The sequence below is a fragment of the Salinibacter sp. genome (assembly GCF_042218895.1).
Classification (GTDB): Bacteria; Bacteroidota; Rhodothermia; order Rhodothermales; family Salinibacteraceae; genus Salinibacter.
Genome location: NZ_JBDGQQ010000044.1, coordinates 26534 through 46316, shown reverse-complemented (window position 1 = coordinate 46316; position 19783 = coordinate 26534). Strand labels below are relative to the sequence as shown.

Annotated in this window: 15 protein-coding genes and 2 tRNA genes; 5 read left to right on the top strand and 12 right to left on the bottom strand. The window is 62.6% G+C overall.

The features are described from left to right. From ABEL04_RS05025 to ABEL04_RS04980, 10 genes are all read right to left on the bottom strand, one after another. On the bottom strand, positions 1-436 hold a 436-nt coding region (locus ABEL04_RS05025), incomplete at its 3' end, for a M48 family metalloprotease (RefSeq protein WP_375801293.1). 179 nt (positions 437-615) lie between these two features. Then, positions 616-1344 carry a type II CAAX prenyl endopeptidase Rce1 family protein gene (locus ABEL04_RS05020; protein ID WP_375801292.1) on the bottom strand — a complete coding sequence of 243 codons (729 nt, stop codon included), beginning with the start codon at positions 1342-1344 and terminating at the stop codon, positions 616-618. A gap of 130 nt (positions 1345-1474) precedes the next feature. Beyond that, positions 1475-2440 carry a LysM peptidoglycan-binding domain-containing protein gene (locus tag ABEL04_RS05015; protein WP_375801291.1) on the bottom strand — a complete coding sequence of 322 codons (966 nt, stop codon included), beginning with the start codon at positions 2438-2440 and terminating at the stop codon, positions 1475-1477. Between the two features lie 16 nt (positions 2441-2456). After that, on the bottom strand, positions 2457-2786 hold the full coding sequence (locus ABEL04_RS05010) for a tetratricopeptide repeat protein (RefSeq protein WP_375801290.1): 330 nt from the start codon (positions 2784-2786) through the stop codon (positions 2457-2459). 256 nt (positions 2787-3042) lie between these two features. After that, positions 3043-3552, bottom strand: a complete 510-nt coding sequence (locus ABEL04_RS05005; RefSeq protein ID WP_375801289.1) for a hypothetical protein — start codon at positions 3550-3552, stop codon at positions 3043-3045. 139 nt (positions 3553-3691) lie between these two features. Next, the gene (ppc, locus tag ABEL04_RS05000; protein ID WP_375801288.1) at positions 3692-6559 is read right to left on the bottom strand and encodes a phosphoenolpyruvate carboxylase; all 2868 of its coding nucleotides are present in this window, start codon (positions 6557-6559) and stop codon (positions 3692-3694) included. Between the two features lie 90 nt (positions 6560-6649). Further along, positions 6650-7522, bottom strand: a complete 873-nt coding sequence (locus ABEL04_RS04995) for a hypothetical protein (protein ID WP_375801287.1) — start codon at positions 7520-7522, stop codon at positions 6650-6652. Positions 7523-7528: 6 nt separating this feature from the next. Beyond that, on the bottom strand, positions 7529-8635 hold the full coding sequence (locus ABEL04_RS04990) for a DUF3179 domain-containing protein (RefSeq protein WP_375801286.1): 1107 nt from the start codon (positions 8633-8635) through the stop codon (positions 7529-7531). 59 nt (positions 8636-8694) lie between these two features. Continuing rightward, positions 8695-9810: a DUF3179 domain-containing protein gene (locus ABEL04_RS04985; protein ID WP_375801285.1), complete on the bottom strand. Its 1116-nt coding sequence runs from the start codon at positions 9808-9810 to the stop codon at positions 8695-8697. Positions 9811-9937: 127 nt separating this feature from the next. Beyond that, the gene (locus ABEL04_RS04980; RefSeq protein WP_375801284.1) at positions 9938-11083 is read right to left on the bottom strand and encodes a DUF3179 domain-containing protein; all 1146 of its coding nucleotides are present in this window, start codon (positions 11081-11083) and stop codon (positions 9938-9940) included. 444 nt (positions 11084-11527) lie between these two features. On the opposite strand from ABEL04_RS04980, the gene ABEL04_RS04975 reads away from it, so the two are divergent. Next, positions 11528-13837 carry an FAD-dependent oxidoreductase gene (locus ABEL04_RS04975; RefSeq protein ID WP_375801283.1) on the top strand — a complete coding sequence of 770 codons (2310 nt, stop codon included), beginning with the start codon at positions 11528-11530 and terminating at the stop codon, positions 13835-13837. A gap of 611 nt (positions 13838-14448) precedes the next feature. On the opposite strand, the gene ABEL04_RS04970 is transcribed toward ABEL04_RS04975, so the two are convergent. Next, complete coding sequence (locus ABEL04_RS04970) at positions 14449-14673, bottom strand: FmdB family zinc ribbon protein (protein WP_375801282.1); 225 nt, start codon at positions 14671-14673, stop codon at positions 14449-14451. A gap of 280 nt (positions 14674-14953) precedes the next feature. On the opposite strand from ABEL04_RS04970, the gene ABEL04_RS04965 reads away from it, so the two are divergent. After that, positions 14954-15028: transfer RNA gene (locus tag ABEL04_RS04965), tRNA-Asp, on the top strand. Between the two features lie 90 nt (positions 15029-15118). Here the strand turns inward: ABEL04_RS04965 and ABEL04_RS04960 are convergent. After that, on the bottom strand, positions 15119-15904 hold the full coding sequence (locus ABEL04_RS04960) for a 4'-phosphopantetheinyl transferase family protein (RefSeq protein ID WP_375801281.1): 786 nt from the start codon (positions 15902-15904) through the stop codon (positions 15119-15121). Positions 15905-16974: 1070 nt separating this feature from the next. Here ABEL04_RS04960 and ABEL04_RS04955 point away from each other — a divergent pair. The 3 genes from ABEL04_RS04955 to ABEL04_RS04945 all read left to right on the top strand — a co-directional run bounded on the left by ABEL04_RS04955 (position 16975) and on the right by ABEL04_RS04945 (position 19782). After that, positions 16975-17061, top strand: a tRNA-Leu gene (locus tag ABEL04_RS04955). A gap of 393 nt (positions 17062-17454) precedes the next feature. Continuing rightward, complete coding sequence (locus tag ABEL04_RS04950) at positions 17455-18012, top strand: nucleotide exchange factor GrpE (RefSeq protein ID WP_375801280.1); 558 nt, start codon at positions 17455-17457, stop codon at positions 18010-18012. A 30-nt stretch (positions 18013-18042) separates the two neighbouring features. Next, a complete protein-coding gene (locus tag ABEL04_RS04945) occupies positions 18043-19782 on the top strand; it encodes an Hsp70 family protein (protein WP_375801279.1) in 1740 nt (579 codons plus the stop codon). The last annotated feature ends 1 nt before the right edge of the window (position 19783 follow it).

The window sequence follows — 19783 nt, the reverse complement described above, 5'->3', positions numbered from 1 at the left end:
CCACAGTGGAGGTCAGCATGTCGCGGTTTTTGACGTGGGCCAGCTCGTGGGCGATCACGCCCGCCAGCTCGTCTTTGTCGAGCGTGTTCATAATGCCCTTCGTAACCGCCACCACGGCATTGTCGGGGTTGCGGCCCGTGGCGAAGGCGTTGGGCTGGTCCTGCGGGATGATGCACACCTTCGGCATCGGCAGGCCGGCCCGCTGGCGCAGGCGGTCGACGAGGTCGTACAGCTCCGGAGCCTCGGCCCGGCTCACCTCCTCGGCGCCGTACATCCGTAAGACGATCGAGCTGCTATACCAGTAGCTCACGCCGTTCATGCCCACAGCAATGAGGAAGGCGATCAGCATGCCGCCCGTGCCCCCAAGCGCCTGCCCAATGAGGGCAAAGAGCACGAGCATAGCCGCCATGAGAGCAGTGGTGCGAAAAGTGTTCATGGTGGGTGGCTATGAACCGTGTGAGACAAGTTTGATTGCACTCTTTAATATGCACAAGGCGCGTGCCGCGGTCCCTGAGCCTGTCGGGATGTCAGACGTTCTTGTAATGCGTATTACGTATTTTGTATTGCGGTGCCAGTTTCGGCATTGCACACGCAATACGCACTACGAAATACGCGCTACCCCAGCATCTCCGTCACCACCATCACGTCGTAGAGGGCGTGCGTCCAGGCGGCGACCCCAAAGCCGCGCCCAAGGAAGAGGGCGTTGAGGGCAAGGCCGAAGAGGAAGCGGAACGTGAACGAGGGCAGTGCAAACGGATCGCCGAGGGGGCCCACGTAGTGCACAAGGCTGAAGAGGGCGGCCCCCAGGAGCGCGGCGAGGAGATAGGCCCGGGTAGAGGTCTCCAGCAGCGCGCGGAATAGGAGGAACAGGCCGCCGACGAGCAGCACGCGGAAGACCAGTTCCTCGTAGAGCCCGGCCCCGATGGAGAGGGCCAACTGTGTCCACAGCGCGCCCTCGGGCGGCGGGGCGGCGGCAAAGAGGGCTCCAACCAGCGACGACACGACGCCTGCCACCCCAACCGCATAGACAGCGCTCTCCCCAACGAGACCGATGAAATAGCGCGGCCGCAGTGGAACGGTGCGGTGTCGGTCCAGCAGGTAGGCTGTAACGCCTCCGCCCACCACGAGGAGCGCGAGGATGAGTCCCCCGGAGGCGCCCGTCATCGCTAGCAGGTCCTTGAGCAGGACCCCCGCCCCCACCCGTACCGTCCGGATGGCGTCGAGGTTGACGAGCACGATCATCGTTTCGTAGAGCGCGAAGAGCGGCAGGGCACTCAGGAAGCCGTATGTGGCCGAGCGGGTGGCCCGGTGGTAGTTTCGCCAGCCGGTAGTAGAGCGAGGCATGGACGAAAGGAAGGAGAAAGAAATGCCGAGGTCGCAAAATTTGAACGAGTGATGCGTGAGGAGTGATACGTGAGTTGTCCCCCTCACGTCGCAGGTCAAGCTTCACGTCTCACGCTTCACGTCTCACGCTTCATTCCGGCCGCCCCTCTATCCAAACAATCCGCAGCGCCACCGTCGGCGTCGCGTTGGGATCGATGCTGAGTTGCTCCGCCACCGCCGCCGACACGTCAAGCAGCACGCCGTCCTCGAGCGGACCCCGGTCGATGACACGGGCGAAGGTATGCCGGTCCGCGTCCGGCCTGGATAGGAGGACCACGGAGCCGTAGGGCAGGGACGGATGGCTCACCACAAGCTCGTCGGGATCGTACGGCGTTCCGCTCGCGGTCAAACGCCCGGCGTACGGATCGGGAAACGCGGCGACGGGTCCACTCGAGTCTGGGGACGCCCACTCCCCAGGCGAGGGCACAGAAGGGGCAGCACGACCAGGCAACCGAAGTCGCTGCCCGGGCGTGATCGACGTAGTGTCGAGGTCGTTGGTCGCCCGAAGGGCCCGCACACTCACGCCATACTTGCCGGCGATGTCGTAGAGGGTTTCTCCAGACTCTACAACGTGAGTCGGAGGGGCGAAGCGCTTGGGTAGTCGAAGCGTGCGTCCTGCAGACAAAGGGGCTGCGACACCGTCGTTCAGGGCGTAGAGGGTGTCGGCCGTGGTGCCGAGTCGAAGAGCAAGATTCACGAACGAGTCGCCCGCCTCGGCTTCGTGGCGTCCGTAGAGCGGAGGATCCTCGGCGGCGCCAGTGTCGGGCTTGACCGGCTCGTCGGAGGGGGACGGGCGGTTGGGAGGGGAGGGCTCGGGGGCGTCGTCCTGCTGGGGAGGGCGAACGCGAAGCGTCTGCCCCACCTGCAGCGACGGTCCTTCCAGGTCGTTCCAACGCTGCAGGGCCTCTACCGACACGCCAAACCGCTGAGCGATGCTGTAGAGCGTGTCGCCGGACCGGACCACGTAGGTCGAATCCGGCTGGGCCTGAGCGTGGCCCGTGTGCGGGAGGGCTCCCACCATCAGAACCGTGCCGAGGAGAAGAGCGGCGACGCGCATCGGAGTGTCAGAACGGTCAGTCGAACCCGATTCCCTCAGCCTTCAGCTTCGCGTCCTGGAGCTCAGAAAGCGCTTTTTGTTCGCTCTGCTCGCGGGCCACCTCAATGCCCTGCTCGTACGTCTGAAGGGCCTCCTCCTTGCGGCCGCGGCGCTCGTACAGTTTTCCGAGGTGGTAGTAGGTCCCCACGTAGTCGGGATGGGTTTCCACCAGCCCCTCGAACAGCACGAGGGCCCGCGCCGGATTGTCCTGCTTCAGATGCTCTTGCGCGAGAGCGTACTGCGTAAACGGGTCTTCCGGGTCCTCCTCGTGGAATTCTTGGAGCTGGGCCAGCCGGGTGTCGCTCATGTCGAAACGGGAACGGTCACAATTCGCTCCTCGAACGCAGGGGCCTCGTCCCGTCAGGGCAAAGTTCGCAGGGGGGAGGAGAAACAAAAGCGTCTTTCAGGGAGGCCTGTGCTGCCCTACGGCTGAGCGTTTCGGGAGTTGCGGGCGAGACGCGCACTCGAAGGGCGAAGGAAAGCGATGGGCCAGACGTGATCCTGGATCCCCGAGAATCAACGGCTGGGGATGATCCTCCCGCCGGGGATTTCAGTCGGAGGAGTCACTGCTCGAAGCGAACCAGGAGGTGAACATTCTCTGCCGCCCGCTCGACGTGGCTCTCCGTCTGAAATGCGAGCACCACGACGCCGCTGTACGCCACCACGCGGTCGAAGAAGTATTCGGCGGTCGTTGGGAGGGCCCTCTCGTCTGCGACGTCGGGCGTGTCTGCGTGAGAGTGCGTGAAGAGGGCATCGGCGGAATCGAAGTAGAGCAGCGCCGACTCCTCGGCCGCGTGGTCGAAGGCTTTCCGCAACGCATTCTGCGTTTGCATCCGCCGCTCGGCCAGCAGCGAGGGCACCCGAAACTGGTGCACATTGGCGGTGGTGTGGCGGGTGAGCGTGGCGAGGGCCTGCTGGCGCATCTCGCGGGTGCCTCCATGGAACAGAATCCGCGTTCCTGATTGCTCCTCATCATCGACCAGGAGCTGGCGAAGGCTCTGGTCGAAGGCCTCCGTCCCGTACCGGACGAGAGACGAGACGTCTGCGTCGTCGAGGGAATCGAGAGGAGGCATGATGGGCCGGAAGCGGTGGGAAGACGAGTGGACTGTTTGTAAATTGTGAAAAGCAGGCTTGTTCCTCGCTCGAAGCGTACGTCGGTGGGGAAAAAGCCTGGTCTCTCCACTCCCGCGCTCCCACGCCCCTCCGCTCCAACTAACCGGTGCTCTGCATGGCCGCAGCAACCCCGTTGATGCTCAAGAAGATCGCATCGCGGAGAGCATCCTGCTCCGCCGGATCCTCGCTCGCCCGATAGCGCTTCATCAGTTCGATCTGGAGAAGGTTGAGGACGTCGGTGTAGGGGTTTCGGAGCCGAATGGACTTCTTGAGAACGGGGCTGTTGTCGAAGAGCGCGTCCTGACCGGTGATCTGGAGAATGGCGGATCGGGCCTGCTCGTAGTCGTCCGCGATTGCGTCGTGGAACGACACGTCCATGTCGGTGAGGGCATCGTACCGCTCGGCCACGTCGAGGCGGGCGCGGGCCATCTCGCGCTGAGCACTGTCGAGAACGGTCGCGAAGAAGGGCCAGCGGCGGTACAGGGTGCGGAACGTGTCGAGGGCCTCGGGCTCCTCCTCGATGAGCGTGGCGAGGGCCTGCCCGGTGCCGTACCATCCCGGTACGATGTAGCGCGTCTGGATCCAGGCAAACACCCAGGGAATGGCGCGAAGGCTTCCGAAGTCGACCTCGTTGCCAGAGGCGCGCGAGACGGGCCGCGAGGCAATGGGCAGGCGGCTGATGTGCTCGATGGGGGTGGCCTCAGTGTACCACCGCCACCCATCGGGATCGTCGATGAGGGCCCGGTAGGCCGACATGGCACGGTCGGCCAGGCGATCCATCAGGGCCGCCACGTCCGAGTCCGTCGAAACCTTGTTGGCCAGCGGGGAGGAGTTTGACTGGGACGTCTGGGCCTCAGCCGTGGCCGTCACGGTCGCGTTGACGACTTGCTCGAGGTGCCGCCGCGCAATCTCGGGCAAGGCGTAGCGGAACGAGATGATCTCGCCCTGCTCGGTCATCCGGATGCGACCGTTGTGGGCGACGGGCGGAAGCGCTTGGATGGCCTGGGAGGTGCGCCCGCCCCCCCGGCCCACCGTGCCCCCCCGGCCGTGAAAGAGACGCAGGTCCACGTCGTAGTCGTCGCAGGTTTTCCCGAGCGCGTGGATGGCCTTGTGGAGGGCCCAGTTGGCCATCCAGTAGCCCCCGTCTTTGTTGCTGTCGGAATAGCCCAGCATGATCTCCTGAAAGTCGTCGCGGCCCTCCAGATGGGCCGCGTAGACGGGATGTGTGAACAGCGTCTCCATCCGGTCGGCGGCGGCGCCGAGGTCGTCGATCGTTTCGAAGAGAGGCACCATGTCGAGCGGACACCGGTAGGTATCCTCTACCATGCCCCCGAGGCCCGCCTCCTTCGCGAGGAGCATTGGCTCCAGCAAATCGCTCACGGTGTGCGTCATGCTCACGACGTAGCTGCCCACCGCGTCCGGGTCGACGGCGTGAATGGCCCGAATCACCTCAAAGACCTCCATCATCTCGGCGGCGTCCTCGGGCAGCGCCTCGTGGTCCCCGGTGAGCGGACGGGGATTCTGGAGCTCGCTCGCCAGCACGTCCAGCTTGTCGTCCTCCGAGAGGGCCGCGTAGTCGTCCACGACGCCCCCGACCTCGAGCAGGGCCGCCACGGTCGCCTCATGAACGCTGCTGTGCTGGCGCACGTCAAGGGCGGCGAGGTGAAAGCCGAACGTCTTGACGAGTGTCCGTAGGCGGTGCAAGGGGCCGCTGTGCCCCGCATCCGCGAGGCCGTTTTCCCGAAGGCCGTCGGCAATCAGGTCGAGGTCGGCAAGCAGATCGTCGGCCGTGTACGCGCCCTCCATGCGCTCCACGTCGGTGTCGTCGATCTGGCCGAGGAGGGCGCGCAGTCGGGCCTCTACGTAGCACAGCTTGAGGCGGTACGGCTCGTGGCGATACTGGCGACGCTGGCCGTCGGCCAGATCCGTCTCCTGAGCGTCCACCTCCAGGGAGCGCTCCAGCGCGTCGGAAACGGATACCTGGCGAGTCGAGAGGCTCAGGTCGTCCCGAAGCTGGTCGAGTTCGTCGAGGTAATGCTCCAGGGTCGTTCGCCGCTGGCGGGCAAACGTCCACCGCGTGACGTCGGCCGTCACGTTCGGGTTGCCGTCCCGGTCGCTCCCGATCCAGGACCGGTACTTCAAGAAGGCGGGCAGGTCGACGGTCGTGTCGTAGTGACGCCGCAACGCCTGCTGCACGTCCCGGTGGATGGTGGGGATGGTGTCCCAGATGGACCCGTGCAGGAAGTAGTGTCCCTGCTCCACCTCTTCCTGGACGGTTGGGCGCTCCGGACGCACCTCGTCCGTCCCGAGGAGAAACGCGATCTGGCTGTAGAGGTGGTCCAGGGTCTCGGCCCGCTCATCGGGGGTGGCGTCCGAGTGGCGGAGGGTAGAGAGAAGATCGGCGATGTGCTGCTGCTTGCGAAGCACCGTCCGGCGCCGGGCCTCTGTCGGGTGGGCCGTGAGGGTGGGTTGGATGTCGAGCTGCTCGAACAGGGCGACCACGTCATCAAGCGAGTGGCCCTCGTCCTTCAGGGTCGCCACCGCCGCGTTGATCGACTCGGGGCGCGGCTGGGCCTCAGGGCGGCCGTTGCCCGAACCTGGACCAAGGGGCCAGTCGGCCGGGCCGGACCGTCGGGCCCGCTCGCGGTTGATACGGATGATCTCCTGGCGCTCGGCCTGGTTGACGAGGTGGAAGAAGGTCGTGTACACGTGCAGCAGCCGTTCGAGCGTCGATCGATCGAGGCGCGAGATGCGACGGGCGGCCTCCTCCCGCGGGGCCGGATCGTTCCCCTGCTCAGCCTCCTTGCAGAGCGTGCGGAGGGTTTCGACGTGGTCGAAGAGGGCGTTCCCGTCCTGCGCCTTCGCGGCCTCCCCGAGCATGGCGCCCAGGAGGTTGACCTGTCGGCTCAGGGGCTCAGAAATGCCGGTGCCCTCCGTTTCTAAATCGAGTCCATCCCAACGAACCATGACGACTTGGAGAACGGGGAAAAAGCGATGCATTCCCCAAGGTAGAGATGCAAAGAGAGGGGCACAAGCGGAGGGCGCTCCGGACGAACACTACCAGAGTGGGTCGGACCACGAAATGAAGTAGCCGAGCGTGAAGACGGGCCCCGCCGGAAAGTTGCGCCCGTGCAGGGGGATACGGGCCCCGACCTCGACCGCCCCGGGACCCACCTTCCACCCGAGAGTGGGAATCAGCTGCGTCAGTTCGCGCTTCTCGTTTTCGAGGACCAGATTGAAGTCGGTCCGGACCGGTGGTTGGCCGAAGAGCCCGTCGACCGCGAGTTTCCACCGGAACCGTCCCAGCGCTCCCCCCGCGGCGGCGAAAAATAGCCACTCGTCCCCCGGCTTTCGTTGAATCGTCTGGTTGGGCTCGCGCCAGCGATAACCGACCCAGCCCATCACGTACACCGGCCACGGATAGAGACTCTTGCCGGCCTCCAGGAGCAATTCCCAGTCCCGCTGTCCCTCCGACAGCGGAATTTGCTGCGCGCTCACGGCAAAGTCCCCGACCGGAAACTTCGTTCCTCCCCGAACCGCAACGGCGAAGGGAAGGTCATCGGCGCCGACGAGCGAGGGCCCGACCCGAACGAACAAGCGCGGGTCGCTGATGCCGTTGCGCTGGCGGTCGCGAACCGAGTCGTTGAATTCGAGTCGCCGATACGGAACGTCGGCCCAGACGTCGATTCCCCGCCATACGCCGAGGGCTCCCGTAAGTCGGACGGTCGTGGTGATGGAACGGGCTTGATCATCGAGCTTGAGCGACCTCCGGTTCCCGTTGTTTCCGAACTTCGTGTCGGTGTTCTGGTGGGTGACCTGAAGTTTGACCCATCCCGTGCCCGGCGATTCTACCCACTGCCCCGCCGCTGGACCTGCGGAGAGGCCCGTGAGCAAGAGAATGGTGGAGACGGTTCGAAGAGCACTGCGCACGACGAATCACCCGGAAGAGTTGGTCCACAATCTCGTCTCAGGCTGAAACCCGGCCCACGCGAACCAGAACGCCACGTAGGCCCTGTCGACCGGATCGAGCTGATCGCCCGCACGCGGCCCCTCGATTGCGCGTCCGTCGACGGTCCATACGCTGCCAGTGGCGTCGTCGACGATGCGGCCGTCCTCAACGGAGAACGTAGACGATGTTTCGAAGGCCATCGCGCCGCGGGCCTTGCGGCTCCAGAACACTGTCATCTGCGTACCGCCGGCCGTCACGGGTACGACGCGCACCGCCGAGCCGTCGTCGAGCGCGCCGAACGGCAGGGCGACGCCCCCATCGTCCCCGACCGGAATGCCCAGCACGCGTTCCTTCGGGGGACGGCGGTCGTCGACGGGCATCTGGAACAGAGGATCGCTGTTCAGGCGCTCGTAACCCCCGTAGGGATACGCTGACGGCCTGTAATCTCGGGCGTAGCCGGTCTGGCTGGATACGACCTTCGTGTCCGGGTGTAGGCTCCGCCAGCGACTCCACCGCATCTCGACGACCGGTATCGTCTCGAGCGTGGTACCGGTTGCAACCCCACAGTTGGCCTGGCGGTTCATCTGAGGCCAGAGCGACTCCTTGTTCCGCCGGTCGTACATCACAAGGTTGTTGTTGAACAGGAGGCCGGAGACGCCAAACTCGGCCCCGTCTACGCCTTCCCGGTCGAAGGCAAGGCTGGATCCGGTCAGCGGACAGTACGTGACCGCGAAGGTGCGGCCCAGCCGGTCGTTGAAGTTTATGATCTCGTGGTGCCACAGAATGTTGTGGGGCACGGCCAGGGACGTGTCGCCTACCAGAAGACCGATGACTCGACTCGTGTCGGCGAGGTACTGGGCCGTCCCGGCACTGGGATCAACGAGCGGGGGATTGGTGAGGGCGGGAATGCCGTCCTTCCCGACGCCTCCGTCGACAAGACGGTCGGCAGGAATCGTACAGTTTTCGAGGTTGAACCCACTGTCAGAATCTTGTTCTTGGGGGCCCGAAGGACCGGAATCGCAGCCCCCAAGCACCAGGCTACCGAGTATGAGGAGGCAGACGAGCAGCCGAGAATTCACCGCTGAGGCTTTCATAACGCTAACAGGAAAATGAAACGCAGTGCGAAGGGAGAACTCGGTCCAACGTGACGATCCTAGGAGGGGGGAGTCCAAAGTCGCGTGTCGGGATGGAAGGCAGCCCAGGCGAACCAGAAGGCCACGTAGGCGTCGTTGACCGGTTCGAGACGGTCTCCCTTTCTGAAGCCCACGACCGCCCGTCCATCGACGGTCCACACGCTGCCCGTGGCGTCGTCGACGATGCGGCCGTCTTCCACAGAAAAGGAGGTGGATGTCTCGTACGCCATGGCCCCTTGCGCCTTGCGACTCCAGAACACAGTCATCGCCGTACTGTCGACCGTCACCGTCACGACGCGCACGGCCGACCCATCGTCGAGCGCGCCGAACGGCAGAGCAAGGCTTCGGCCGTGTTTTTCACCCGACTCGACTGGGATGCCCAGGACCCGTTCCTTCGGGGGGCGGCGGTCGTCGATCGGCGTGCCTTCAAAGAGGAGCCGTTCGTTCTGGGGGGCTCTGTAATTGCCGTACGGGTAGGAGACCTCATCGAAGTCCTCGAGGGGAAGTACTCGTGTATCGGGGTGCAGGGCCTTCCAGCGTCCCCACGTCATCTCGATGGAGGGGAGCATCGAGAGCTCGGTGCCGGTCGCGGCACCACAGCCGGCCTGACGGTTCATCTGGGGCCAAAGCGACTCTTCGGCCCGCCGGTCGTACATCACGAGGTTGTTGTCGAACAGGAGGCCGGAGACGCCAAACTCGGCCCCGTCCACCGCGTCACGGTCAAGGACGAGGCTGGAGCCGGTGAGGGGACAGTGGGTGACCGCGAAGGACTCTCCTCCCCAGTCGTCGAAGTTAGCGATCTCATGGTACCAGAGGAGAGGAAGCGGAACGGCAAGCGGTTTGTCGCCAAAGAGAAGTCCGATCACGCGGCTTGAGTCAGCAAGGTATTCGGCACTCTCGGCTTCCGACTCGACAAGCGATGGTTGGTCGAGGGAGCGAATGCCGTCTCGACCTACCCCCCCGCTGATGAGGCGATCAGTCGGCAAGGCGCAATTCTCGATGTCGAAATCGCTGAGGTTGAGCGAGTCTGCGGACCGGTTCCCCTGAGTGGAGTTGACGTCACAGGCCGAGAGGAGCAGTCCCCCAACGAGTAGAAAACCGAGGACATGCCCGGATAAAGCGCCACGGAATGCCATGACGTGCGTGAGAGAGTGTAAGTGTTTGGGTAACAAGGGAGGCGTGCCTGCCAAGCTAAAATATGCTTCAGGTCACATCCTGAAAACCGGTGCCGCAAGACCGTCGGAGAACGAGCAGCGACGCCCGCTAAGACGCGCCGCCGTAGAGGGCAGTTCCGGGGCGGAATGCAAACCAGGCGAACGCAAAATAATTGCCATACTGGACCTGCTCGAGCTGGGCCCCCTCCAACGGACCATCGACGGCCGTTCCGGTGACTGTCCAGGTGCTTCCGGTCTCCTGGTCGCGGAAGTGACCGTCGCCTACGTAGGAAAAAGTCAGGGTCTTCCCCTCCACTCGGCGATCGAACACACCAGTCGACCCGACCTCTTTCGACTCTGCAATCTCGGCCGCGTCAAGGGCCGAGACCGCTCCCGGCGCGTGGAACACGACCAGCGGGCGCCCAGCGACGCTGTCGTGAATCACTCGCTTCTCCTCCGTCGTCGAGTGGGGATAGGCTTTGTGGGCGTCCCCCACGCTCACCGCCACGACCTTCTCCATGGGCGGGAGGCGGTCGTCGACGGGGCCGTCGAAGGCAAAGGGACGCTTGTCCACGTCGTCGTAGCCGGCGTACGGGTTGCGACCGTAGGGCCGATTGTAGCCGGTGTCACGCGAGAGAACCCTTCCGCCCGGGTACGTTTCGGCAAACTGCTTGAAGGAGATAATCTGCGAGGGCAGCTGCTCGAGGGTTGCACCCGTCCGGGTTCCCACGATTGCGTTTCCGGTAAACTGCTGCCAGAGGGTCTCGGACTTGCGGTCGTACATCACGAGGTCGGAGTTCCGGAGCAGGCCGGAGACCCCAAACTCGACGGCCTCTCCGTCGAGCGTTCGCTTGAACACGAGGGCGCTGTAGCAGAGGGGACAGAAGGTCACGGCCACTGGCGTGCCCGCGATCTTGTCGTTGACGATTTCGTGGTGGGTGAGGATCTGCAGAGGATAGGCCCTGGCGACGCCCTTGTGTTGGAGAGCGATGACCGGCTCGTCCGGATGAATCCAGTCGCTCGCTTCGTTGACCCGGACGAAGGAGGGATTGTCGATTGACGGAATGCCGTCCTTCGGTGGACCCCCCGCCTTCAGCGTCGAGAGGTCGATACTGCGCTTCGAGTAGTCCGTGTCAAACTGCTTGAGGGCCGAAGGGGCATCCGCGGGGAGGGGCGATTGGGCCTTCGCTATCGGGCTTCCAAGGAGAACTCCGATCCCCACCAGACCTAGAAAAAACCGCGACCAACGCTGCACTGGACGAAGGAGGCGTTTTGACAAAGGTTGCGAAAGCGGAGTGCGACTCGCGGATTTTACACGACGTTCTTTGGGGGCGCTGGACTGGAAAGCGTTACGCACCGGATTCTGTTGCGGGGCCGCGGCTTCCTACAACTGGTGACGCGTCGACCCTGAGTCGACATGCCGTCACCGAGGGGCAGGCCAGGCGGCACCAGGGTTTGATGACTCGGAGCTGCGCCGGGCGAGGGGGGCGGGACAAGCGCGTCCCCACGGTTTTCTGCACTCGTCTCCTCGGAATTCTTCGTTTCCCCTTCAGGACGGCACTCCCGAGACGTATATCCGTGTACGTGCTTGTCTGTAACGTTGCCGGGCGTGCTCCGACCACTGGCAGGGCCTGCCTGCTTCTGATTCCTGGTGGGCCGCCTGTTTCTGTACTGATGCTCGAGGCCGTCGCTCCGCTCCATGATTAATGCCCTTGCCCGCTACGCCAACTGGCTTCACCTGCAGTGGCCCGCCGGCAAGCCCGAGAAGCTGCCGAAGGTCGACGATCACTTCCGCACCAACCTCGACGGCGTCTACGTCGTGGGCGACCTCGCGGGCGTTCCGCTGCTCAAGTTCTCGGTCGACGGCGGCGCCCGGGCCGTGCAGGACATCGTCACCCGGGGGCTCGACCCTGTGGAGCCGACCGGGGAGAACGGCCCGTACGACATCGTCATCATCGGGGCGGGCGCCAGCGGCATGGCCGCAGCCCGCAAGGCAAAGACGAACGGCCTCTCCTACTGCGTCCTGGAATCGCAGCGGCGATTTGCCACGATCAAGGACTTCCAGCCGGGGAAGCCGATCTACACCTACCCGAAGGAGATGACCCCGGAGAGCGACCTGGAAATTACGGCGGACGTGAAGGAGGCGCTCGTGGACGAATTGGAGGCGCAGACCCACGACATCCCCGTGCGCCACGCCGAGGCCCATCGCATTGAGCCGGACGGAGATGGCCACGCGGTGGTCACGGAGGAGGACACCCGAATCCGTGGGCAGCGCGTGATCGTGGCCATCGGGCGCAGTGGCAACTTCCGCAGCCTCGATGTGCCGGGGGAGGAGAAAGATCACGTTCACCACCGCCTGCACGACCCGACCCGATGCTGCCGCGACCAGGCGGTGGTGGTCGGCGGCGGGGACTCCGCCGCGGAGACGGCCACTGCGCTGGTGGAGGAGGGGGCCGACGTCACCCTCTCCTACCGGCGCGACGAGTTCGTGCGGCCGAAGGAGGAAAACGTGGACCGGCTCTACGAACTGGCCACCTACCACGAGGGGGAGGGCTCTCTCACCCTCAAGATGCCGACCGACGTGGAGGAGATTCGGGACGACGAGGTGGTCCTCTCCGACGAAACGGGCGAGACGGAGACGGTCGGGGCCAGCCACGTCTTCGCAATGATCGGGCGGGAGGCGCCGCTCGACTTCTTCCGCCGCTCCGGCATCGAGCTGCGCAACGACTGGGGCGAGGTGCCCGATTCCCTTCGGGAGGCGATGTCGGGCCTGTCCTGGCTCAAAGATCTCCGCTGGGACCGGATTGCGGCGTTTGCGGCCTTCTTTCTGTTCATGGCGGCCGTCTACAGTTGGAAGGACGGCGGAGTGCTGAACCGCCTGGCCCGGGCGGCGGAGATCTTCCCGTTCGGCTGGAACCCAGAGACGAAAGGCACCGGGCTCGGGGAGGTCCTGCTCGGGTCCATGACGAAGCCTTCCTTCTACTACACGCTGGCCTACTCGGCGATCGTCGTCATCTTCGGAATTCGGCGCATCCGGCGGCGGAAAACGCCCTACATCAAGGTGCAGACCCTCACCCTGATGAGCATACAGGTCCTGCCCCTCTTCATCCTCCCGGAAATTATCCTTCCTTTCCTGGGGCAAAACGGCCTGCTCCCGACGCCCGTTCTCGACGCGCTTTTCCCGACCAGTGAGTACGCCGTCCACGGCCGGGAGTATTGGCGGGCCTACGGCTTCATCCTCGCCTGGCCGCTCATGGTGTACAACGTGTTTACGCCGGATCCGCTCTGGTGGTGGCTCGCGATCTGCTTCGTACAGACGTTCGTGCTCATCCCGGGCATGATCTACTTCTGGGGGAAGGGGGCCTACTGCGGCTGGATCTGCTCCTGCGGGGCCCTCGCCGAGACGCTTGGCGACCAGCACCGCGAGAAGATGCCGCACGGGCCGGGGTGGAACAAGCTGAACCTAGCCGGGCAGGTCATCATGGTGATCGCCTTTGTGCTTCTGTTCCTGCGCATCGGAGGCTGGGTTTGGCCGGGCAGTTGGGCAGACGCGGCCTTCCAGGCGGGCCTGAACGGAAATTGGGTGGGGCTGGGGCTCAACTACAGCTGGATGGTGGACACGGTGCTGGCCGGCATGGTGGGGTACGGCGTATACTTCTGGCTCAGCGGGCGCTTCTGGTGCCGCTTCTTCTGCCCGCTGGCGGCGCTGATGCACATCTATCACCGGTTCAGCCGCTTCCGCATCCTGGCGGACAAAAAGAAGTGCATCTCCTGCAACGAGTGCACGAGCGTGTGCCACCAGGGGATCGACGTGATGTCGTTCGCGCAGAAGGGGGAGCCGATGGACGACCCGGAGTGCGTGCGCTGCTCGGCGTGCGTGGAGACGTGCCCGACCGGCGTGCTGGAGTTTGGGCAGGTCCAGCCCAACACCGGCGAGGTCATCCACCGGGACGCGCTGGAGGCCTCGCTGACGCGGATCCAGGAGCACGAGAACGGCACTGCGGCATGAGTCGCGTTCCGCGCTGAACATCTCGCGCCGGGGGAAGAGCAAGGATCTCGAAGGGCCTTCCCTGCACGTCGGCCCAGTCCCACGCTCTTGCTCCTTCCCCTGCGTCCTCGCCCTCCACTTGCGCATGGATCGGCGGAGGAGGGCACGAGGCCGGGCTCAGCATCGTGGAGACGATGGCAAAAGCCACAGGTGGCTCGTGTCCGTGACCGAGGGACGAGCGGGCGGAGCACGGTTCGAAGTCACGGGGACGGTACGATCGATTGCTCGCACGTCGACGTTCTGGGCTCTCCCTGCAGGCGCCCCCCTGACGGGCGAGGGCTGCGAACCGCGGACGGCTAGCCGCTCATGAGTACCGGAAGGCGACGGTCTGCCGTTGACCGTCGTTTCCGAGGCAGACGCAGTCCTGAGTACCTAACTCGCAGGATCGACGTGCACTCCAACGTTCACGCAGAAATGTACCGGTCCTCGTCGGGTGGATCTGCAAAACCCGGAATCATGCCGCCGACGGCGTCTGGGAGGGACGTAAAGATCAGCGGTGCCGCGCTAGGCGCCTGTCCCCCACGCTCGATGCGACACACCAGTCGCCTAAGCCACCCGCGAACGGGGGCGGACTACGATGTGTCCGCGTCGTCGCTATCGTCCTTTTCGGCTGGGCCGTACTCGTCGTAGTCGTTTACGTGAAATCCTTCCCCCTTGAAGATGACTCCTGGCTGGTCGGTGATAATTCGCTCAACATCCTGACCAGTGTCCGGGCACGTTTCGAGGGGATCCTCAGTGATTCGCTGCTGCACCTCGAAGGTGCTCCCATCTTCGCGGCGGTATACGTAGGTCGGCATGAACGCGATTGGTCGTCGGTTGGAGGAAACATGCGCAGAGAGCAGCCGGAAACCCGGCTCTGAAACAGCAACCTCCCGAAGATTCCACGGAACGTTTTGTTTCCGGGAGCGTCCCGTGGAATGCGATCTTTCAAATACATCTTCCTCCGTGAGTGGACGGCAAGGGGAAGATCCCCCTGCTGGGAGGCACATGGAGGTGGGTTGAACCTCTGTGAACCTCGTCGCCTCTCGGAACCCGAGACGACTTCGATGTTAGATATAAATAGCACACAAACCTGACGGTCCGGTAGTTCAGTTGGTTTAGAATGCTGCCCTGTCACGGCAGAGGTCGCGGGTTCGAGTCCCGTCCGGACCGCCCAAGCCTCCGGTTGTTGCCCAGCCGGGGGCTTTTCGTTGTGGGGCCTCGGGAGCCTCCGTCCGTGCTCGTCTGCCTCGCCGGGATGCCTCAGGACGATGAGAAGCGGTCGATGAGCGGGGGGGCGTCGGCGAAGAGGGGCGGGGACGGGAGGCGGTGCCGGCGGACCACGGCCCCGATGAGATCCCCTGAGACCCGGAACGGGTGCAAGGCCCATTCGGAGGCCGGGATGTCCGGAGAATAGTCCGCATCGGCGTCGTTGAGGGCCACGGCGGTTTTGTTCTCCATGGAACACTCAATCGTGTCGGGCGCCCGGCGGAGCCCTGTCCCTGTCGCTTTCAGGAAGGCCTCCTTGCAGGTCCAGAGGTGGATGAAGACCGCGGCCCGATCAGTTGCCGGCAAGGCGTGCCACCGCCGCCGTTCGGCGTCCGTGAGCACCCGCTGGGCGAGATCCTCGGGGGCATCGGCACGATCTTGGGGCTCGACGTCAATTCCGACCGGGTGCTCTCGGCTGAGGGCGACCACGATCGTGTCTGCTGCGTGGGCGACGTTGAACTCGAGTGAAGAATCGTTCTCGAACTCGCCGTCCAATCGCGGCTTGCCGTTGGGATCTTCGACAATTGAGAGCTCCCGAGGGGCGCACCCAATGCGAGAGGCCAGGGCAGCGCGGGCGAGGCCGCGTCCCGCAAGGTGGCGGTGCTGATCGGCCTCGAACTGGAACTGGCGGGCCCGGTCGTGCTCGGCCGGCACTGTGAGTGGTCGGAGGGCCTCGAACGGCGCGTCGTCCAGACGGAGGCGCCAGATCTGAACCGGGGCCGCAGACGTGTCCGGTTCCGGGAACGGAGGGCTTCGCCAGTCAGGGTCGCGCAACATCATCGGCTCATGCGAGAGAGTGTCCGCCAGTCCGTGCCTCTTGCGCCCCCTCGCTGTGGGTGGCAGGGATCGCAACTCGCGTGCGTGGTAATCGATCGTCGGTCGGGTCGTGTATGCAGAACCGTCCAGCGCGGTTCGCACGGCCCCACCGCGACCCGGGCCGAGGCCAGCATGGATGCCGCCGACACGAAGAACGATCCGTCCGTGATCGACAGCAGCTGCGCTGCCCGTGCGCGCAAGTCGGCTTTTCGATACCTGCGTCGACAGGGGGCCTTCGCGGTGACAGAGGACGACCACGACTGCGATGCGGACAGCACCAACAAAAGCTGCCCCCGAGGAGGAGCAAGAAGATCCTCCGCTAGTTCTGGGACCTCACAGGCGAGATTCTGGTGGGCTGAGACGGGAATCTGCTGCGCACGCATCGTGGATGTGGGCGACAGGCAGCTGCAGGTCGTCCATGCTCGATGTACGCTGCAATTGGGACAAGCCGGGGCTAGGGAACGCGACATTCTCGGCGCAGAGCAGTGGCAATGGCCTGAGCAGCAGCTCCGAACGCCAGCCGACCTTCGGCTTTGTGTTGGGGAACAGAAATGTATTGGGGACAAGCGTCGGTCTGGGCCCCAGAAACGGCCGTGTAGCGCCTGTTTCTCGGCCGGGAGGGCAATGCCCAGGTCGGGACGCTGGGCGGCGGCATTGCGCGGCGTGAGAACGGAATGTTCAGGAATCGCCGTTTTGCCAGAACATCGTCCTCAGAGACTGACGCGCAGCGCCGCTCAGGAGCATTCATCGGGGGTTGGAGGGGGGGTGCCCGCGGAGGGACTCGAACCCTCACGTCCTCTCGGACAACGGATTTTGAATCCCCCTCATATTGTATTGTAAGTTACTACACAACAACGGTTTATGAGAAATAGAGGCTGATCTGTTCCCCAAATATCCCCCACAGACCTGCTCTGTACCGATTTCGAGGCTCCCCTGTCGGACTGGGCCACTCCAACTGGACCACTCCGCGAGAGGAGGTGCGTGTATTTACGCTGAGAACATGTCTGGTGTCTGGAGGTAACCTTACGACACCAGCCGGAGTGGTGGAATTGGTAGACACGTCGGATTCAAAATCCGGTGGGGTTTGCAGCCCCGTGTGGGTTCGAGTCCCACCTCCGGTACAATCTGGGGAAGACCATTCGGGCATCAACGTCCTTTCTCCGTCACTTCCGTGGTATTCAAATCCTGGGTGCGCGGTGGCTTCTGTAAAATGGGTCGGTTGCCGCCTCGGTGAAGGTGAGGAGAACAAGTCACCTCACCGGTGTCCTTAACTTTACGTCGCTTATCGTAAAATCTGTGGATATTGGGGCTTCTTCCTTTGGGGATGAGAGAAGAATAGGGGCCTTTACGTGGTTTTGTGTATCGGCGCAAGCCGTCATTTACCGATTGCATAGATTCACCGTTACCACTACGTTGTACTCGGTCAGGACCAAATCCGTTTTTAAATACTGAGTCTCCTGCTGTTGGAGATAGCTGCGATACGCCACTCCCCATCTCAAATTTTTCGTCCAGATGTGAGTGAGATAGAAGAAAGATTGCGGAGTTTCGAGCCCGTCGAACTTAATGGAGAGGCCTCTGCTGATACTGATTTTGCCGACCAATTCCTGAAGGTCTTCACGCGAATGGCCAAAGCGCAGTGGAAGACCCAAAAGAAGGCGGATCTCTCTGCGCAGAAGGTAGAGGAATATCTGGACGAGCACGGGGACCTCATCGACGATCTAAAGCGTCAGCGCGCCGACCTCGAAGACGAGAACGAGCAGTTTCGGGGGTTCATCCTTGAGGTTGTAGACTTGATTGAGGGGTTCCGTGAGACTGCGCAGGCAAGCGAGAACTCAGACATGCGCTCTGCGGCTGATACTATGCGCCGAGCGCTTCAGAGTAGCATGGAAAAAATCGGTCTACAGCCAATTCCCACCATCGGTCAAGTTCCGGACGGTGCCTATCACTTTGTCCTCGACACGACCGACCCCGAGGACGAAAGTGAGCGAGATAAGATCGTAGAAGTCGTTGAACAAGGATACACCCTTCGCGGAGAAGTACTTCGCAAAGCGAAAGTCATTGTCGCAAAATAACTCACATCACGAATTACATTATCACGTCTTATGGCCTTCATTGGAATCGATCTCGGCACGACCACTTCTGAGGCGGCAGTCTTTGAGGAAGGAGATGGTCCTCGCATCCTCAAAGATGATCGAGGAAATGAAATCGTAGACTCTTACTTCGGTATAGACCCGAAAACGAATAAGCCCGCAGTCGGCGAGAAGGTTAAAAATATCTTCCAGTCGTCCCCAGAGCTTGCAGTGGAGCAGATTAAACGCCAGATGGGGGACGACACGGAAATCCCATTTGGCAGCAAAGAAATTGAATCCCAGAGGCTATCGCCAGAGGAAATCTCCGCCCACATTCTCCGCCACCTTAAGCGTTCGGCTGAAAGCCAGTTGGACGAGGAGGTAGACCGCTGCGTCATCACAGTACCAGCGAACTTCCCGGATCCTGCACGCCGAGCTACCCAGCAGGCTGGAGAAATCGCGGGTATGAATGTCGAGCGGATTATAAACGAGCCGACTGCTGCGGCACTGGCATACGGTCATGAAGAAGGGATAGAAGACGAGAATGTAATGGTCTACGACCTTGGGGGCGGGACCTTCGACGTGTCAATCGTGAAGCACATGGACGACGTGCTTGACGTGGAGGCTTCTTCGGGTGATACGGAACTCGGCGGGAAGGACTTTGACGAAGTGCTCCTGTGGCACGTCGCCGATAAGTTTGAGGAGGAGCACGGGATTTCCATCGAACCAGACTCAGGCAACTACTACCGGCTTCTGTTTGAGTGTGAGGCGGCAAAAAAGGAACTCAGTTTCAATCGTCGTACATCGATCCACATTCCCTTCTTTACGGTGAAAGATGGGAACCCAGTTGACTTAGATGTTGAAATCACTCGTTCAACCTTCGAGGGGTTGATCAGCGATAAGATCGACGCCACGGAGGCGTCTATCGATAAAGCTTTGGGGGACGCGGGGTTGTCCCCCAGCGACATTGATCAGGTGATTCTGATTGGAGGAAGCACACGTATCCCGTATGTACAGCAGCACGTGGAGGAGGTAATGGGCCAGTCGCCTAAGAAACGGATCGATCCGGACAAGACTGTCGCTCTTGGGGCTGCAGTACAGTCGGCGATTATTGACGGAATAACGGACACCGTGATCATGGACGTATGTCCTCTTTCTCTGGGAACGGTCGCTGTTGAAATGCAGCAAGGAGGTGTACGGCCCGGTAAGTATATTGAGATCATCGAGACGAACTCGAAGGTGTTGCGTCCTCATAAAGACACATTTGAAACAATACACGAAGATCAGCGAGCCGTCGATTTTCGTGTCTATCAGCGTGCGACCGAGTCTGACTCGGAGCGAGCTGAGATTGAAGGAGAGCCGAACGTAGAAGGGGGGTTTACGAAGTTGCTTGAAAAGAAAATCGACCTTCCCCAGATAGGAAAGCGTCAAAAGATGGAGGTGAAGTACGTCTATAACCCTGACGGCATGTTGAATATAACAGTCTCACTCCCGGAATCTGGCAAGAAACTTGAATTGCAGACACAGGCGGGAATGGATGAGGAGCAGATTGAGAAGTCGCAGGAAAAGATAGAAAAAGCTTGGAAGGGGACCAAATATGAGGCACTTCTTCAGGCGGCAGAGGACGAACTTCAGAGCGGTATGGAGCCTGAGAAAGAAGAGCGCCTCCGTTCACTAATGACGGACCTTAAACGTGCGGTTGCCGCAAATAATGAAGACAGAGCCGATGCACTCGAAGAAGAAATCACCGACGTGCTCTTCGAGCTTAGCTAAA

Coding starts and splice junctions, on each gene's coding strand:
- ABEL04_RS05020 (WP_375801292.1), bottom strand. CDS start 1,344: ATGCCTCGCTCTACTACCGGCTGGCGAAACTACCACCGGGCCACCCGC.
- ABEL04_RS05015 (WP_375801291.1), bottom strand. CDS start 2,440: ATGCGCGTCGCCGCTCTTCTCCTCGGCACGGTTCTGATGGTGGGAGCC.
- ABEL04_RS05010 (WP_375801290.1), bottom strand. CDS start 2,786: ATGAGCGACACCCGGCTGGCCCAGCTCCAAGAATTCCACGAGGAGGAC.
- ABEL04_RS05005 (WP_375801289.1), bottom strand. CDS start 3,552: ATGCCTCCTCTCGATTCCCTCGACGACGCAGACGTCTCGTCTCTCGTC.
- ppc (WP_375801288.1), bottom strand. CDS start 6,559: ATGGTTCGTTGGGATGGACTCGATTTAGAAACGGAGGGCACCGGCATT.
- ABEL04_RS04990 (WP_375801286.1), bottom strand. CDS start 8,635: ATGAAAGCCTCAGCGGTGAATTCTCGGCTGCTCGTCTGCCTCCTCATA.
- ABEL04_RS04985 (WP_375801285.1), bottom strand. CDS start 9,810: ATGGCATTCCGTGGCGCTTTATCCGGGCATGTCCTCGGTTTTCTACTC.
- ABEL04_RS04975 (WP_375801283.1), top strand. CDS start 11,528: ATGATTAATGCCCTTGCCCGCTACGCCAACTGGCTTCACCTGCAGTGG.
- ABEL04_RS04970 (WP_375801282.1), bottom strand. CDS start 14,673: ATGCCGACCTACGTATACCGCCGCGAAGATGGGAGCACCTTCGAGGTG.
- ABEL04_RS04960 (WP_375801281.1), bottom strand. CDS start 15,904: ATGATGTTGCGCGACCCTGACTGGCGAAGCCCTCCGTTCCCGGAACCG.
- ABEL04_RS04945 (WP_375801279.1), top strand. CDS start 18,043: ATGGCCTTCATTGGAATCGATCTCGGCACGACCACTTCTGAGGCGGCA.